The following is a 16,897-nucleotide window of genomic DNA, read 5'->3' as shown; positions in this document are numbered from 1 at the left end:
ATAGCTATATATTTAAGCTATTCCCTTACTTCTATTAAAACAGATGAATGTTTTCTTTCTTGCAAGCTTCACGTAAATCGTCAGGCCATACAGAAGATTGAACTTCACCGATATGTGCTTTACGTAAGAAGTACATGCACATTCTTGATTGTCCAATGCCACCGCCGATTGTTAATGGTAGTACGTCTTCTAGTATACCTTTATGGAAATCATACTCACGTTTGAAGTCTTCACCAGTTTTCGTTAACTGCTCATCAAGTGATTTACTATCAACACGAATTCCCATTGATGATAACTCAAATGAAGATTGTAGTACTGGGTGCCAGAATAAAATGTCACCGTTTAATTTCCAATCGTCATAATCAGCTGCGCGTCCGTCATGCTTTTCACCTGAACGAAGTGCATCACCAATTCCGATAATGAAGACTGCACCGTGTTCTTTTGCAATTGCATGTTCACGATCTTTCGGTGTTAATTCTGGATATTTATCTTCTAATTCTTGAGAAGTAACGAAAACAATTTCTTCCGGTAAATACTTTCCAAGGAACGGATATTTTTCAAATAAGTGATCTTCTAAATCTTTGAATATTCCATAAATTGTTTGTACTGTTTTTTGTAAGTATTCAACAGTACGCCATTCTTTTTGAACGATTTTTTCCCAATCCCATTGGTCAACATAAATGGAATGCGTTGCATCAAGTTCTTCATCACGACGAATCGCGTTCATGTTTGTATATAAACCTTCACCAGCTTCATATCCGTATTCATGTAATGCAAATCGTTTCCATTTCGCTAGTGAATGAACAATTTCTAATTCTTCTCCTGAATGTAACATATCAAATTCAATTGGACGTTCTACACCGTTTAGGTGATCGTTTAATCCTGATTTTTTCGTTACGAATAATGGTGCAGATACGCGGAATAGTTCAAGGCGTTTTGCTAATTGGTCCTCGAAAAATGTTTTAACTTCCTTAATTGCAATTTGAGTCTCTCTTACTGTCATTAATGATTGATACATGGTGGTTTCCTCCTAAAATGTTTGGATGTTGTGAAAAGAAGCCAACAAAAAAAGCCCTTCTTTCCCAAAAAACTGGGACGAAAGGCTTTGGTTCCGCGGTACCACCCAAATTAGCAACAGAGGTTGCTCACTTATACAATACGGAGATGAAATATCTCGATACTGTTCTTCTTGTAACGGCGAAGTTCCCGGCTAAGTCTACTTTCCTATAAAGGATTTCGGTTAGCAACTCCAGGAGGTTCTTCATAATAGGCTTCGTATCAGGCTCACACCACCCCTGACTCGCTTAAACTACGTCCTACTACTACTCGTCCTTTCATAGTCGTTTTGTTGTCACATCTCTGAAACATTTTATTAATGATTATTCTATACAAAAAATAAAGAAAGTCAACAAAAAGTTTTAAAATATTTTTCAATTCTTTATTTTACGGCTTTATTGATTGTTGTTAATTTAACATCTTTACTTTTTCTGCCTCGTCAATCCAAAAAATGTTTCACTGACCGAAACTAACGTATACACAATAATTAATGTGATCGTTCGGAATATAGAATCCGCAGTATTTCTTATTATTTTCATTTTCTTTATAATTCCTTTCAGTTTACTTGCAATTTCATGATATACTATAGCATTCAAGCAGTTTGTTTTTACTTAAAACAAACATAGTCATTTATCCAGAATATTTTTCTAAAACATTGGCTATTATTAAATAAGATTTTTTATATAACGGAGTGATCATATGAGTAAAACGAAAGCAAAACCGAAAAAAGGTGTAGGACAAGGTACAGGAAGTAAAGGATGGAACCGTTGGCAATCAAGTGCAAAGAAAAAGGCAGCTGCCAAACCCTACAAAAGTAAAGGTACAAAGAAGTAATTTAAATAACATTTGATTTCTTTACTTTGTACAAAACAAAATATAATTATTACAACAAAAAAGCTATGCCCTCATAAATTTGAAGGCATAGCTTTTTTATATTAAATCATTAAAATATCTCGAATTTCTTCCTCTGTGATTGAGGACAATTTCTCTTCTCCCGGCTCAATCACTTCAGCGATTAAATTTTTCTTACTTTCTTGCAGTTCATGCATTTTCTCCTCAATTGTTCCCTGAGCTACTAGCTTTATAACTTGCACTGTATTTTTTTGTCCCATTCGATACGCCCTATCGGCCGCTTGTTGTTCAACAGCTGGATTCCACCATAAATCATATAATATTACTGTATCTGCACCAGTTAAATTAAGTCCGGTACCACCAGCTTTTAAAGAAATGAGAAATAGATCTCCTTCTCCTTCGTTAAACCGATCGCACAGCTCTACACGATCCTGCGCTGGTGTACTCCCGTCTAAATAAAAGTATGGAATTGCTTGTCGATTTAACTCACGACCAATAATGGAAAGCATCTTCGTAAATTGAGAAAAAATTAATATTCTCTTCCCTGTACTTCTACATTCCTCTAAAATCTCTAACAGTTGTTCAAATTTAGCTGAACTTCCTTTGTAATCATCAACAAATAAAGCAGGATGGCAACAAATTTGTCGCAATCTCGTTAAACCAGCTAAAATTCTAATTTTATTTTTACGTAACGTATCTTTGTCTAAATGCTTTAACGTTTCTTCCCTTAGCTTCGCTAAATAAGCAGCATAAAGACTCTTTTGATCGGGTAATAACTCCGATGATTGTAAGTGCTCTATTTTCTCTGGCAACTCATTTAATACGTCCCCTTTTAATCGTCTTAATACGAATGGTTTCACTCGCTTCGCTATATCTTCACGCCTTAAATCACCGAACTCTTTTCTTCCTGGTAATAATTCTGGGAAGACGACATGGAAGATAGACCATAGCTCTTCTAATGAATTTTCTACAGGTGTACCCGTTAGCCCAAAACGGTATTCAGCTTGAATTGTTTTCACAGCTCTTGCCGTTTGCGTTGTAGGGTTTTTAAACGCCTGCGCTTCATCAAGGAATAGTGTATGAAATGGTCTTGCATACAATCTTATATCTCTTCTCAGTAATGGATATGACGTAATTACAACATCAAATTCCGTTATATCTTTCAAAATTTTCCGGCGCTCTGCTTGAATTCCATCTGCAATAACTGCTCTAATATGCGGGGCGAATTTTTTCAATTCACTAAACCAATTATAAACAAGAGATGATGGTGAAACGACTAATATTGGCAGTTTCTTTTCTCGAATCTCAGTCAAAACAGAATCTATAAAAGCAATGCTTTGCAACGTTTTTCCAAGTCCCATATCATCTGCTAAAATACCGCCAAAACGGTAATGAGCAAGTGTTTTCATCCATTCGAACCCATATACTTGATACTTTCTCATTTCTGCATTTAAAGTATTTGGCACAGCAAACTTTAATTTTTTCGGGTTTTGAATGTTTTCTACTAACTCTTGAACAGAATCATCCAAACTTAAAACATTGCCTTCATGAAGTCCGTTCATCCATTTTACACTTCGAATAAGCGGAACATTTACCTCTTCTCCATGTAAAAATTCTTTCCGAATACCTGATTCTTTTATAAACTGATTAATTTCATTAAACTCTTTACTCTCTAGCGATAAAAACGAACCATTCGCCAATCGATAATATTTACGTTTCTCTTCAAGGGCCGCTAATACACCTTTAATTTCTGCTTCTGGTATTCCTTTTATATCAAAACGAAATGACAACCAATCAATTCTTTCTTTTCTTCTCACTCTAATAAGAGGAACTGCATCCCCTTTACTAATTCGCAATTTGATTGCTGTTGTCGCATAAATATCAACTAAACCTTTTAATGTTGGCACAACGTGATATAAAAAGTTATACTCAGCTTCTTCATTATGCATAAAGTAACCGCCTTCTGTTTTTGCAAAAGCACTTTCACTCATAATGTCTAAAATCTCTTTTTCCTTTTTCTCATCACGATTAAAAACAGACGGCTGTCCATCCTCTTCTAGCGGATTAATCATGACGTTCCCATAGTGAAATTCAAGACCTGCTAATAAGCGATTTTTCACGCGGTCTAAATACAATTTCGCTTTTAGCGAAGGTGTTTCAACACGATCCGATATTACTTCATCAATGTGTACAGTTCCGAGCTTCATTAATCCTGGTACAACTTTCGCGACGAAATGTTCCATCTTACTTTCTGGAATATAAAACTGATTACTATTTGAGCGACTCATCATCTTTTGTAATTCAATAAGTCGCATACAATCTTCAATGTGTAAGTGATATAATTTCCCATCGTAAAGTGCATTGTTATACATATCCATAACTTGTACACGATTTAAACCCTCTATATGAAGTGTAAATCCGCCATTATTTCCCTTCGTAAATTCAAAGTGTAACGGCAACAACCCTTTTGAAACTTGTAATCCCTGAAACAGTTGTTCATTTTGTTTCAGCTGTACATATTCAGCTTTAGAAAGTGAAAAGAGCATATCTTTCCATGAAGCTGGTGGTATAAATATCATACTTTCATCTTGTTTCGCGTGTACTTCTAGCGTATCTTCATACATTTTTTCGTTATGATACATTTTAATGAGCTGCTGAATAATCGCATCCGTTTCTTGTTTAAAACTATGTACATCTGGTGTATATGTAAATTCATTTGAACAATGAAAAGATTCCCTTTTCTCCACCTTAGAAAGAAATTCTCTAATATGATTTATGAAATACACTTTGGCAAGTTTCAATTGAATTCCAAGAAGAGCCCCACCACTTCTCGTAGCTACTGGTGTACATATAAACTCAATATCTAATATTTCACGTGTATCAAAACGGTGTTGTTTACTTTTTGGCCTCAGTGGTTTGTCTGCAAACAGCTGAAACATACCACTTGTCAATTGATCATTTCTGCTACTAGTGGAGCTCATTCCACCTGTTTGTTGATTATAGTTTATTTGTATTAATACTGCTGCAACATGTTGACAGTACGTTTGAAAAGACGCTAATGAAGGACAACTACATTTTGCAACAACATCACCCTTTTTGGCTTTTGCTACTGTAACATGGAAATCCTCGTTCCCTTTTACTGTCGCCTCACAAATTTCTTTATTTTCATCGTAATGATCTATTATCACTTTATTTGATTTATAATAGGCTTCACCTCTTTTATATGAGGTCTCTCCGCACACTTCTTTAATAATCGATTTATTCAATGTGAAACTCATCGCTTTGACACTTCCTTAATATAAAACCATTTTCTCTTACTTAACATTTTACATGCTCCACGAGAAAATATAAAATGTTGATTTAACAAAAGAAGATGCTTATTTATAAGCATCTTCTTCACTCTATCTCCATCAACCTCTTCGCCTCAAAATACAACACTTGAATAAACTTCTTCGTATTAATTCGCGTATGACCAGAAGATGCGAGTTCATCTTTCGTCATTTCTGTCATCCGTTTTCTAACTACGGTAAAATCGAAAAATTTTGGAGCATAGCTTTCAAATTTTGGATTTGAAAAGTCTGTTAATCCTAAAGAAGCCAAATGATTTAACGACTGATAAATAGCTCGACGTACTCTTTGTTCAGACGCTTTTTTCTCTTTATCAATATCCGCCTCTAAAGCTAAATCCCCTAATTTTCTTATCGTAATATGATGGAAAATTTCTTTTAACGCAGGAAAGCCAAACTCAAATGTCTGTGCCTTTTCTTGACCATATAAATATTCCAGCATACTAAGTAAATCTTTACTTCCATTCTCTCCCGCAATACCGAGTTCTGATAGTAAAAAGCGCCCTAAATCCCCTATCTTTTTTCCTTCTTGCACTGGTTCAGTACGCAATTGCGGTTTTTCCCACTGAAACACGTTATTCAATGATTTTTGAATATCGTGTATAGAACGCTCCAATCTAATACGCTCCATCACTTTACGTACAACAGATACAACTTCGATTTTATTTAATGGTTTTGTAATATAATATTCTACACCAAGTGTATATGCCTCACCTATAAGCTGCTTCGATTCCACTTGAGAAATCATAATGATTTTCCCCGTGAAAGTTGACGCAATGTGACGAACTGTTTCAATTCCGTCCCTCATCGGCATCAACAAATCAATAAATAAAATATCTACTTTTTTAAAATTTAGTTGATCCGCTTCAATAAAAGCTCCGTCATCCGCCTCACCAATTACTTCTCCAAGATCTCCATCTTCAATAATTTGCGAAAGCATCGAACGGAAAACTTCATCATCGTCTACGATATAATAAAACAAATCTATTCCCCTTCCTGCTTTAAACTATCCTCTGGTAAACAAACGATAAACTTACATCCTCTTTTATTTTCTCGGTCTTCTAATTTCACTTCTCCGCCTAGCTCTGTTACCATTTCATTTATGTAAGAAAGCCCAATACCAGTTGACGGTGTTCCCGTTTGATCATACTTGGAAGTAAATCCTGGCTTAAATACTAATTTCTTATACTTTTGTGTAATACCAGGCCCATCGTCAATTACTTCAAAAAATATATGCTGATTTCTTTTATATAGCTTAATAATAACGAAACCTTTATCTTCAATTGCTTCAACTGCATTTGCAACTAAGTTATTAAAAATTGATAGCACTGTATACACGTGGTATGCAGCATGCTCACCTTCTATATGTTTAGAAAAACGTATATCCTTTTCTAGCATTTCAGCATACTTCTCGTTTATTCTAACAATCATCTCTGCTAACTCATGTCCTTCTACATATTCAGCCACATTTTTATCTAATAACAGTTTAGATAATCCTGCAAATATCCTTTGATTATCCTTTTTTATTTCATGCACTTCCCCCGCTATTTTCAATGCTGTTTTACTACTTGAATCAGCGCTTACTTGTAAATTTCGATATAGTTGATATGCTTCTTGTGTAATTAACTCCGCATTTTGTAACGTCTTTTTCAAATGAACAGATTCCACATATAAATTAGAAAGATGCATTAACATATTTTCATTTTCTTTTCGAACTTGCGATTCTTTTAATTTCGTTTCATATAAATTCATCATATTTAAAAAACCAAGTGCAAAGAAACTACGAAAAATAGCAATAATAATAAGTTTATTCACTTCAGAAATCGTTATTGTTGTACCTAGTACTAACATGTGATAAAACGCAAGTTCTGACATACTTGCAACAATTTCAATTGAAATTCCAAGGCATCCAATAATGATTGGTTTCTGATGGAATTTATTTACCCTACAAAGCGAAAAAAAACTGCCATAAATAAAATAATAGAAGAACACAGGATAACGCAAATAAAATGATTCTGTCATATGAAATGAACCTTGCATGATCCAGTCAAGACATACTCGGAATAAGACTACAGATATACCAACAAGAATACCTGCAACTCCTGCTGGTACTCTTCTTAAAAATAATAATAAAAAGAAGAATAGCGGTGTACCGAAGCTAACTCGAAACGTATCATTAAAGGGATGAAAGTTCAGCTCCCCAGCAATCGGAACAACGACCATTAATATAATTAAAAGGGACATATCTTTCTTCCATAATTGATTCCAATTCAAAGGTGACACTTCCTATACTTTTTTTCAGTAGTAAAAGTGAAAGCCCGCTTATTGTTATAAACGGGCTTTTTTTCTATATTCTAACCTTTTCTACCGCTTTTATTTGGCGATACTCTGGCTTCCACATTGCTTCTTGCACTGCCATCTTGATATCGTTATCACTTAAGTTCACTCTTGCAACACCTTCTGCAACTGCAACTTTCGCTACTTCAATTGCAACCATTTCTGAGATATTACGTAATTCTTCGACCTCTGGTAAAATAGGTGCTCCTGGCTGACTTGTATCTACCATACTTGCAACTGCTTCAGCAGCCGCTGCGAACATTCCATCCGTCATGACGCTTGCTCGTACTACAATTGTTCCAAGACCAAGCCCTGGGAAAATAAGTGCATTATTTGATTGTCCAATCACATACGTTACACCGTTATATGTAACTGGTTCAAATGGACTTCCTGTTGCAACTAACGCTCTTCCTTCTGTCCACTCGATTAAATCTGCTGGTTTTGCTTCAGCAAGTGGCGTTGGATTCGACATTGGTAAAATGATTGGTCTTTCTACGTGAGAAGCCATTTCTTTAATAATCTCTTCTTTAAATGCACCTGCAACAGTAGATGTACCAATTAAAATTGTCGGTTTTACATGTTTCACAACTTCAGCAAGTCCGATCACATCATTTTCTTTCCACTCACTTACTTCTGCTTCTTTTCTTGCGTACGGAATTTGGAAATCAAGAAGATCTTCCATATTATCTGTAACTAACCCGTTACGATCAATACACCAGAAACGCTTATATGATTCTTCTTCAGATACGCCTACGCGAACCATCGCATCTCTAACTTGATCTGCGATACCGATTCCAGCCGTACCAGCACCAAATACAACAACGCGGTGTTCACTTAGCGGTACACCAGAAGCTTTCACTGCCGATAATACTGCCGCAAGTGAAACTGCACCTGTACCTTGAATATCATCATTAAATGTACAAACATCATGACGATATTTATCTAAAATTTTTCGTGCGTTACGAGAGCTAAAGTCTTCCCAATGTAAAAGTGCTTTCGGGAATTGTTTGTTTACCGCTTGTACAAACGTATCAATAAATTCATCGTAAGCTTCACCTGTTATACGAGGGTGACGATTTCCAATATAAAATGGATTGTTTAATAGCTCCTCACGGTTTGTACCTACATCTAAAATTACTGGTAATACACGACTAGGATCGATTCCAACTGCAGCAGTGTAAACAGCTAATTTTCCGATTGCGATGTTAATACCACCAACGCCCCAGTCACCAATTCCTAATATGCCTTCTCCATCTGTTACAACGACTAAATCAATGTTCTCAGCTGTTGCACCGATATTGGTAAATGCTTCTTCGATACCTGATGAATCGTTAATTGATAAATAAACGCCACGTGGTTTACGATATTCATGACTATATCTTTGAATTGCTACACCGACAGTTGGTGTATATACAATCGGTAACATTTCACGTAAATGATCTGTTAATATACGATAAAATAATACTTCATTTCGATCATGTAACGCAGTTAAGTATACATTCTTTAATAAATCATCCGGCTGAGAACTAAATTGTTCGTATGCTCGGCGTGCCTGTTCTTCTAACGTTAAAACCGCTGGCGGTAATAACCCTTTTAAACCTAACTCTTCTCTTTCATTTTGTGTGAAAGCTACCCCTTTATTTAAAAGTGGTGTTGATAATACTTCTGCTCCTCTTAATGTTGTTTCTAATGCACCATTAGAAGCTACTGTAAACTTGCTCATAACATCCCTACCTCTATTCATATATAGCATTTCTATATTGTAAACAAAAAAGAGGGGCTTGTCCCCCCTCTTCTTTTAATTTTTCTTTAAAAGAGTTGCTCCTGCAATCCCTGGGTGCGTCATTTCGAATGGATCTAGAATTAACTCTAAGTCTTCTTGTGACAGTACACCATTTTTCACACAAAGTTCTCGAACGGATTGCCCTGTCGCGATTGCTTCTTTCGCAACGCGAGCTGCAGCTTCATAACCGATATGAGGGTTCACGGCTGTAATAATTCCTACACTCTTCTCAACATACTCTTTTAAGCGATCTTCATTCGCTTCAATTCCTTTTAAGCAATTATCTGTAAAGGCACGGAAACCGTTATTCATAATGCTAATTGATTGCAGTAAGTTGAAAACAAGTACTGGTTCCATCACGTTTAATTCTAATTGTCCTGCTTCTGAAGCAAGGCAAATTGTATGGTCATTACCAATTACTTGGAACGCAATTTGGTTAATAACTTCTGGCATAACAGGGTTTACTTTCCCTGGCATAATAGATGAACCTGGCTGACGAGCTGGTAACATAATTTCTGCTAAACCAACACGTGGACCTGATGCCATTAAGCGAAGGTCATTCGCAATTTTAGACATATTCATCATACATACTTTAAGTGCTGCAGATACTTCTGTGTATGCATCTGTATTTTGCGTTGCATCTACTAAGTCTTCTGCACCAACTAGTGGTAGTTCACTAATTGCAGCTAAATGTTTTACAACTGCTTCAATATATTCTGGGTCTGCATTTAAGCCTGTACCAACTGCAGTTGCTCCCATGTTCACTTCATATAAGTGTTGACGCGATTGCTGAATGCGTTTCATATCACGTTCAAGTACACGAGAGTACGCTTTAAATTCTTGTCCAAGGCGAATTGGCACAGCGTCTTGTAAATGTGTACGTCCCATTTTAATCACATGATCGAACTGTTCTGCTTTTAATTCAAATACATCATGCATATAACCCATCGTTTGTAATAAGCCTTCTAATGCATTTAACGTTGCGATATGAATCGCCGTTGGGAATGCATCATTTGTGGATTGCGCCATGTTTACATGACTATTTGGACTAATATAGTGATAGTCTCCCTTTTCCATTCCTAATAATTCAAGAGCACGATTGGCAATGACTTCATTTGCATTCATGTTCATTGAAGTACCTGCTCCGCCCTGAATTGGATCTACGATGAAATGATCATGCCATTTTCCATCAAGAATTTCTTGAGCAGCCTCTGCGATCGCACCACCCTTGTTCAATTCCAATCTTCCTACATCTGTATTCGCAAGCGCTGCTGCTTTTTTTACAACTGCGAACGCTTTAATTAAACCTTCATGGATTTTGTATCCTGTAATCGGGAAGTTTTCAACTGCACGCATTGTTTGTACGCCGTAGTATGCATAGTTTGGTACTTCTTTTTCACCTAAAAAATCTTTTTCAATTCGAACACCATTTTTAACTTCAGTTAATGTTGCCATGATTATTCACTCCTTAACGATTTCTTATGCTGCTTTTGTTTCTTTGACTGTTTCTACATATTGTTTTGCTTTCTCATTATCGAATTCGCCTTCCCACTTCGACATAACAATGGCCGCTAATGCATTTCCTAATACATTGACAGATGAGCGAATCATATCTAAAATGCGGTCAATTCCCGCAATTAACGCGATACCTTCTAGTGGTAACCCCATCGAACCTAACGTTGCTAATACAACAACGAACGATGCACCTGGAACTCCCGCCATACCTTTGGATGTTAACATGAGAACGAATAATAACGTTATTTGCTCCGTTAGTGACATGTGCACACCGTACATTTGTGCAACAAACAATGCCGCTAACGCTTGATAAATAGCCGATCCAGTCAAGTTAAATGTATAACCTGTCGGAATTACGAAAGAGGCAACTGCCTTTGGACAACCGAACTCTTCCATTTTTCTCATTATATTAGGTAAAACAGCTTCTGAACTTGCTGTCGTAAACGAAAGAATCAATTCTTCTTTTAAAATTTTCATTAATGTAAAAATGTTTACTCCAACCATTCGTGCATTAATACCTAATACAATCACAACGAATAGTATAACAGTTACGTATACAGCTAGCACTAGTTTTCCTAGCGGAAGTAATGTCGCTACACCAAATTTTGCAACCGTAACGGCAATTAATGCGAATACACCAAATGGTGCAAATTTCATAACTTGATTTGTAACCCAAAACATGGCTTCGAGTACGCCTTCAAAAAAGTTAAAAACAGGCTTTCCTTTTTCCCCAATTGCCGCAACTCCTAAGCCGAACAATACTGAGAAGAATATAATCGGTAATAGGTCACCTTGTGCAATCGATTCAAATACGTTTTTCGGTACAATGTGAACAATTGTCTCAGCAAAACCTTTCTTCTCTGTTGCATCTGCAGTTTGTTTATAAGAAGAAATATCACTTTGCTGTAAATTACTCATATCAACGCCAGTACCTGGTTGGAATATATTCGCTGCAAGTAATCCCATTAAAATAGCAATCGTCGTAATAATTTCGAAATAAAGAATTGTCTTACCGCCTAGTTTCCCAAGCTTTTTCATATCTCCTACACCAGCTACTGCAACAATTAATGCTGAAATAACAATTGGTACTACAATCATCTTAATTAAGTGAATAAATATATCCCCAATTGGTGTGATATAAGAAATCGCCGTTTTATTGCCATAAAAGACTGCCCCTACTACAATCCCTAAAACAAGCGCGACAAAAATTTGTGTTGCCAATCCGAATTTTTTCATTTATGTTCATCCCCTTCATGCGAACGCTTTCAATTTGAATTTATAAAAGCTACTCACACATCTTATAAGCGAACCTACAAAATCATACAAAAACCTACAAGTTCGTCACAAAAAATTCAAATATTTTTCTTCTTTTTTTCATTGACACCATTTTGTTAAAAAACGATAAAATAAACTTGATAAGCAATCAGATTATTGCGTATAATCAAAAAGATATATACTTACAACAAATCAAAATGAAAAGGAGTGGATGTTATGAAAAACTATACAAAGCAATTCGTTCTATCTTCTTCTTTTCTTTTTCATTTTCTTAAAAAGGAACAAAGGCATTCGCCTTTGTTCCTTTTTTATTGCGATCTATATAGGGGGAATTGTTATGAGACCATATAAACGTGTTTTAATTAAATTAAGCGGCGGTGCACTTGCCGATCGAACCGGAAATAGCTTTAACTCCAAACGATTAGAACATATCGCAAACGAAATTTTATCCATTGTTGATTTAGGTATAGAAGTATCCATCGTCATCGGTGGCGGTAACATTTTTAGGGGGCATCTAGCTGAAGAATGGGGAATCGATCGAGTAGAAGCTGATAATATCGGTACGTTAGGTACAATCATTAACAGCTTAATGCTTCGCGGTGTTTTAACAAGTAAAACAAATAGAGAAGTACGCGTTATGACTTCCATTCCATTTAATGCAGTAGCTGAACCATACATTCGCTTGCGTGCAGTCCACCATTTAGATAACGGTTATATCGTTATCTTTGGAGGCGGAAACGGCCAACCGTTCGTGACGACAGATTATCCAAGTGTACAAAGAGCCATCGAGATGAATAGTGATGCCATATTAGTCGCAAAACAAGGGGTCGATGGCGTCTTTACAAGTGATCCAAAGCATAATAAATCAGCAAAAATGTACAGCAAACTAAACTATAATGATGTCGTTAGACAAAATATACAAGTCATGGATCAAGCGGCATTACTGCTTGCCCGGGACTACAATTTACCAGCACACGTCTTTAACTTTGATGAGCCTGGTGTCATGAAGAAAATATGTTTAGGCGAACATGTGGGGACGTTGATTAATGATGATGTTACGATGCTGGTGCATGAAAAATAATGATTTCCCACCAAAAAAGGGTGCCTTTTGTAGGCACCCTTTCCTAATTCATCATCACAAATAGAAGTCAACCAATCCCGCCACTTTCTCCTTACAACGCTCCCAAAAAGATAACTTTTCAAAAAACTCTTTCGTCATTTCTTTCGAATCATGAAAATCCTCTGTTAACGCCTTATTAACTTGTCCTACAATAGGACCACCATAAATATAAAAATTCATTTCATCATTTATATTGAAGCTACGCGAAGTAAAGTTTGTTGTACCAATAACGGTTAATTCATTATCAATAAGCATTAATTTACCATGGAACATTCCTTTTTTATAACCATATACAGTAATCCCATTATTAACAGCTTGACGTATGTATGGATACGCCGCTTCTTTTATAAGAGGTAGATCCGGTTTATATGACCAAAGTATTTTTACTGTAACACCACGCTTTTGTGCCGCGATTAAAGCATTCATAGATTCTTTATTTTTCGCTATAAAATACGGTGTTGCAATTACAATGGAGTGCTGAGCTTGTTTTATGAGCTCTATATATTTTTCAGCAACGTAATGCCCATTGTAACTAGTCATAGTATGTAATGTATTCCCTTTACTAGCTTTATTCGTACTTCTCTTTATCTCTTCTTTCGTATCTCGTTTCCAGTCTAAAGCGAATTGCTGTTCTAAATCTTTTGCTCCTTCTCCTTTAAGTCGTACATGATAATCACGCCAATATCCAAATCGCTTATCTTTCCCTAAGTACTCATCTCCTATATTAAATCCGCCTGTATAGCCAATCTCCCCATCAATCGTCGTAATACGGCGATGATTACGATGATGAAGAGAATAAAAGCCGAATGGTAATTCAGGTTTTCTACTATATGTAAAATGCACACCATTTTCCCGCAATTCATTTTTCATCTTTCTTTCAAATGATAAATCATTAATGCGATCAACGGATAAATAGACGTTTACCCCTTCTTTTGCCTTCTCTTTTAATAAGTTTAAAAAAGTATGGCTACTTTTATCATTCGACAAAATGAAGAAATACGTGTAAATGGAGCTTTTCGCTTCTCTTATATCAGTAAATAATTGTTTATAAAAAGACTTCCCTTCTACATATAATTGAAAGTCACTATAATGAGGCGCATACTCTGTCGGCATGTTTTTCCCGGCTTCCATTTTTCTTCCGAGTGTAACGTCAATATGAACCCAAATTAAAATAAAAACGAAAATAGCAATAGCAATAGAAGTAACTCGCAATATTTTTTTAATCATTTTGATTTCCTTCCGATCATTTTCTTTCCACCTTTCTATTTTGTCATTCAAATTTAGATTTCATGCTTCATACAAAAAAGGATGTGACTTAACGTCACATCCTTTTCACATTAAACAAAATTTCTCGCATCATTATTTCTTCCAAACTTATAAATCGCAATTAAGAAGAATGCAATTGCGAAAGCGAATAAAATTAAAATGTTTAAATACAACTCCGAGAATGGTATTCCTTGTTGTAGTTTCGATACTGTGTCTAACAACCAGCGCTGTGGAAGAAAATTAGCTACTTTTTGTACTGCACTTGGCATAATGTCATATGGGAAATAACAACCCGCTAGTAAGCATGTTGGTACAATGACCATGTTTTGCATCGCATTTGCCGATGATGAGTTTTTTGAAAAAGCAACAATTACTAACGACATTCCAATCGCTATTAAAGCAAATATCATCAGTACACCAACCATAACGATGAAGGGCATATTGATATTCGTATGAAAAACATTCGTTAAGAATAGGATTGTAATCATAATTTGTACTGTTAATATAATCATATTTACCCCGACGTTAGATAATATAAATTTCTTTCCATCTATCGGCGTGGATAATAATCTAAAGTACGTTCTATTCTCTTTTTCTTTTAAAATATAGCCTGATAAGTTCACTGCTGAAAATAACATAAACATAATAAGATAACCCATGGTTTGGTTCGTCATATCTTTATTTTTCGAAGTATCTTCTAACGTCTCAGTCTTCACTTTAAATGAACTTTTTTGATATCCTGCGTACATCGTATCAAATGCACTTTGATCTGTTCCTGCTACTTTACTTATCGCTGCTACATTATCAATATAATTGTACAAATATGACTTAATAAACGCTGTTACTTGATCACCTTTAATCGATGAAATTTCAATATTGCTTGGTTTTCCTTCTCGGACACTTTCTGAAAAACCAGACTGTAACGTAATCACTCCATCAAGTTTTTTTGAAGTGAGTTTATCTTCTACTTCAGATTCTTTCACTTTACTTACTTTTACATGATTGATTTCTTCTAAAAATTTCACCGTATCATTTGCTATCGACTCATTTTCTTTATTTATAACTCCGATATTTAACGTCCCTTGCCCCGCATTTCCATATATTGAAAAGGAGATTAACGTTCCTATTATCGGCAAGCTAATAATAATGAGTAACCCTTTTTTATTTTTCAAAAGGACTGATAATGTTTTTTGCATAAGCCATAAAATATCTTTCATACTATAGCCCCTCCCGTCTGCGTAATGCGATAATCGATATGAATAAAAAGAGTGCTGAGATTCCGATATTTAAAGAGATGACTGGTAGTGCCGCCCCTACATCATTTGCATAAATAATTTTCATAACGGCAGTGTTTGCCCACGTTAATGGTGATAAATTCGTAATGAAATTTTCTTCTACTACGAAGTATGCCCCGCCAAAAATAGAAGCTAGTTGTACGATAACTAAAATAATTGCTCTAGATGCTTCACCTGTTTTTGTAATATATCCGATGCCGAGGCCGAAGCTAGTTGCTAAAAGGACTTCTGTTAGTAAAATAAGTAAGACAACTCCAAGATGATCGCCCCAGTTAGCTTGAAAAACAAATTTACTAAATAAAACGACAAGTAGTATGCACAGTGCATTCGCCACCATATTACCCAATATTTTCCCGATAAAAATTTCCGCTTTCGTTATAGGTGCAGCAATGAGACGATCTCCTGTTTTACGTATTCGTTCGCCTCTAATTAAATTACTTGCTCCCATCGCACCATACAAAGCAACCATCGTTGTCATTACAATTGCATAGTAATCCATAGAACCTGGTTTTTTAGTCGCTTGTAATGCCGTTTCTTTAATATACTCATTACGTTCTCCATTCGGAATTATTGTGCTAATTTTACTAGGGTCTACTTTCTCAATCTCAACTACTACATTGTACTTATCAACAAATGTTGTCATCATTCCTTCAACTATGCTACTTTCAATACTACTTCTATCACTTCCGTAAAACTTTACCCCGTCCTTATTCAATTCTACATACGCAGCGTATTTGTTTTGTTTTACTTTTTCTTTTCCATCTACCTCTTCAGAAACTTTCTTAAAGTAAATACCAGATTTACTTACTTCTTTTGCAAATGCTTCAAATGATTGAGAAAACGTACCATTTGCTTCATCTTTGTATATCACTTGTATATCTTTAATAGTATGACTATCGCTATTAAATGCATTACTTAACGCTGTTCCTAACACAAGCATAAGTACAATCGGAAATGCTAACATAAAAACTAAAGTTCTTACGTCTCTAAATTCTCTTTTAATGTGCATAATTGCAATATTGAAGATGTTCAATTGATGAACCTCCCTTTA

The 16,897-nt window shown here is 35.6% G+C and carries 12 protein-coding genes and 1 other annotated feature; of the genes, 2 read left to right on the top strand and 10 right to left on the bottom strand.

The window, feature by feature from the left end:
• Positions 1–34: 34 nt before the first annotated feature.
• Complete coding sequence (asnA, locus tag GD442_RS08575; RefSeq protein ID WP_000284917.1) at positions 35–1,018, bottom strand: aspartate--ammonia ligase; 984 nt, start codon at positions 1,016–1,018, stop codon at positions 35–37.
• Positions 1,019–1,088: 70 nt separating this feature from the next.
• Positions 1,089–1,347 (bottom strand) — a binding site (T-box leader).
• 408 nt (positions 1,348–1,755) lie between these two features.
• Here asnA and GD442_RS08570 point away from each other — a divergent pair.
• Positions 1,756–1,890 (top strand): DUF3934 domain-containing protein, encoded by a 135-nt coding sequence (locus GD442_RS08570; RefSeq protein ID WP_000047588.1) that lies wholly within the window; start codon positions 1,756–1,758, stop codon positions 1,888–1,890.
• 101 nt (positions 1,891–1,991) lie between these two features.
• Here GD442_RS08570 and GD442_RS08565 read toward each other — a convergent pair whose 3' ends face one another.
• From GD442_RS08565 to GD442_RS08540, 6 genes are all read right to left on the bottom strand, one after another.
• A complete protein-coding gene (locus tag GD442_RS08565) occupies positions 1,992–5,186 on the bottom strand; it encodes a DEAD/DEAH box helicase (RefSeq protein ID WP_000011041.1) in 3,195 nt (1,064 codons plus the stop codon).
• Between the two features lie 118 nt (positions 5,187–5,304).
• A complete protein-coding gene (locus GD442_RS08560) occupies positions 5,305–6,237 on the bottom strand; it encodes a response regulator (RefSeq protein WP_000500302.1) in 933 nt (310 codons plus the stop codon).
• Between the two features lie 2 nt (positions 6,238–6,239).
• The gene (locus GD442_RS08555; protein WP_002023846.1) at positions 6,240–7,538 is read right to left on the bottom strand and encodes a sensor histidine kinase; all 1,299 of its coding nucleotides are present in this window, start codon (positions 7,536–7,538) and stop codon (positions 6,240–6,242) included.
• A gap of 64 nt (positions 7,539–7,602) precedes the next feature.
• Complete coding sequence (gene malS, locus GD442_RS08550; RefSeq protein ID WP_002195357.1) at positions 7,603–9,315, bottom strand: oxaloacetate-decarboxylating malate dehydrogenase; 1,713 nt, start codon at positions 9,313–9,315, stop codon at positions 7,603–7,605.
• Between the two features lie 75 nt (positions 9,316–9,390).
• Complete coding sequence (aspA, locus tag GD442_RS08545; protein ID WP_000224190.1) at positions 9,391–10,830, bottom strand: aspartate ammonia-lyase; 1,440 nt, start codon at positions 10,828–10,830, stop codon at positions 9,391–9,393.
• A 24-nt stretch (positions 10,831–10,854) separates the two neighbouring features.
• Positions 10,855–12,126: a cation:dicarboxylate symporter family transporter gene (locus GD442_RS08540; RefSeq protein WP_000713293.1), complete on the bottom strand. Its 1,272-nt coding sequence runs from the start codon at positions 12,124–12,126 to the stop codon at positions 10,855–10,857.
• A gap of 376 nt (positions 12,127–12,502) precedes the next feature.
• Here GD442_RS08540 and pyrH point away from each other — a divergent pair, with 376 nt between their 5' ends.
• Complete coding sequence (gene pyrH / locus GD442_RS08535; RefSeq protein WP_001248064.1) at positions 12,503–13,246, top strand: UMP kinase; 744 nt, start codon at positions 12,503–12,505, stop codon at positions 13,244–13,246.
• Positions 13,247–13,300: 54 nt separating this feature from the next.
• Here pyrH and cls read toward each other — a convergent pair whose 3' ends face one another.
• The 3 genes from cls to GD442_RS08520 all read right to left on the bottom strand — a co-directional run bounded on the left by cls (position 13,301) and on the right by GD442_RS08520 (position 16,879).
• Positions 13,301–14,512 (bottom strand): cardiolipin synthase, encoded by a 1,212-nt coding sequence (gene cls, locus GD442_RS08530; protein WP_000591899.1) that lies wholly within the window; start codon positions 14,510–14,512, stop codon positions 13,301–13,303.
• 110 nt (positions 14,513–14,622) lie between these two features.
• Positions 14,623–15,768 (bottom strand): ABC transporter permease, encoded by a 1,146-nt coding sequence (locus tag GD442_RS08525; protein WP_000651904.1) that lies wholly within the window; start codon positions 15,766–15,768, stop codon positions 14,623–14,625.
• Between the two features lies 1 nt (position 15,769).
• On the bottom strand, positions 15,770–16,879 hold the full coding sequence (locus GD442_RS08520) for an ABC transporter permease (protein ID WP_001020163.1): 1,110 nt from the start codon (positions 16,877–16,879) through the stop codon (positions 15,770–15,772).
• Positions 16,880–16,897: the final 18 nt, after the last annotated feature.

The organism is Bacillus sp. A260 (genome assembly GCF_009861435.1).
Taxonomy (GTDB): domain Bacteria; phylum Bacillota; class Bacilli; order Bacillales; family Bacillaceae_G; genus Bacillus_A; species Bacillus_A cereus.
Note: the sequence above shows the minus strand (reverse complement) of the source record. Positions and strands in the feature narration are given on the sequence as shown.

Excerpts from the sequence above, each read along its gene's own strand:
- asnA (WP_000284917.1), bottom strand. The coding sequence starts at position 1,018 with ATGTATCAATCATTAATGACAGTAAGAGAGACTCAAATTGCAATTAAG.
- GD442_RS08570 (WP_000047588.1), top strand. The coding sequence starts at position 1,756 with ATGAGTAAAACGAAAGCAAAACCGAAAAAAGGTGTAGGACAAGGTACA.
- GD442_RS08565 (WP_000011041.1), bottom strand. The coding sequence starts at position 5,186 with ATGAGTTTCACATTGAATAAATCGATTATTAAAGAAGTGTGCGGAGAG.
- malS (WP_002195357.1), bottom strand. The coding sequence starts at position 9,315 with ATGAGCAAGTTTACAGTAGCTTCTAATGGTGCATTAGAAACAACATTA.
- aspA (WP_000224190.1), bottom strand. The coding sequence starts at position 10,830 with ATGGCAACATTAACTGAAGTTAAAAATGGTGTTCGAATTGAAAAAGAT.
- GD442_RS08540 (WP_000713293.1), bottom strand. The coding sequence starts at position 12,126 with ATGAAAAAATTCGGATTGGCAACACAAATTTTTGTCGCGCTTGTTTTA.
- pyrH (WP_001248064.1), top strand. The coding sequence starts at position 12,503 with ATGAGACCATATAAACGTGTTTTAATTAAATTAAGCGGCGGTGCACTT.
- cls (WP_000591899.1), bottom strand. The coding sequence starts at position 14,512 with ATGATTAAAAAAATATTGCGAGTTACTTCTATTGCTATTGCTATTTTC.
- GD442_RS08525 (WP_000651904.1), bottom strand. The coding sequence starts at position 15,768 with ATGAAAGATATTTTATGGCTTATGCAAAAAACATTATCAGTCCTTTTG.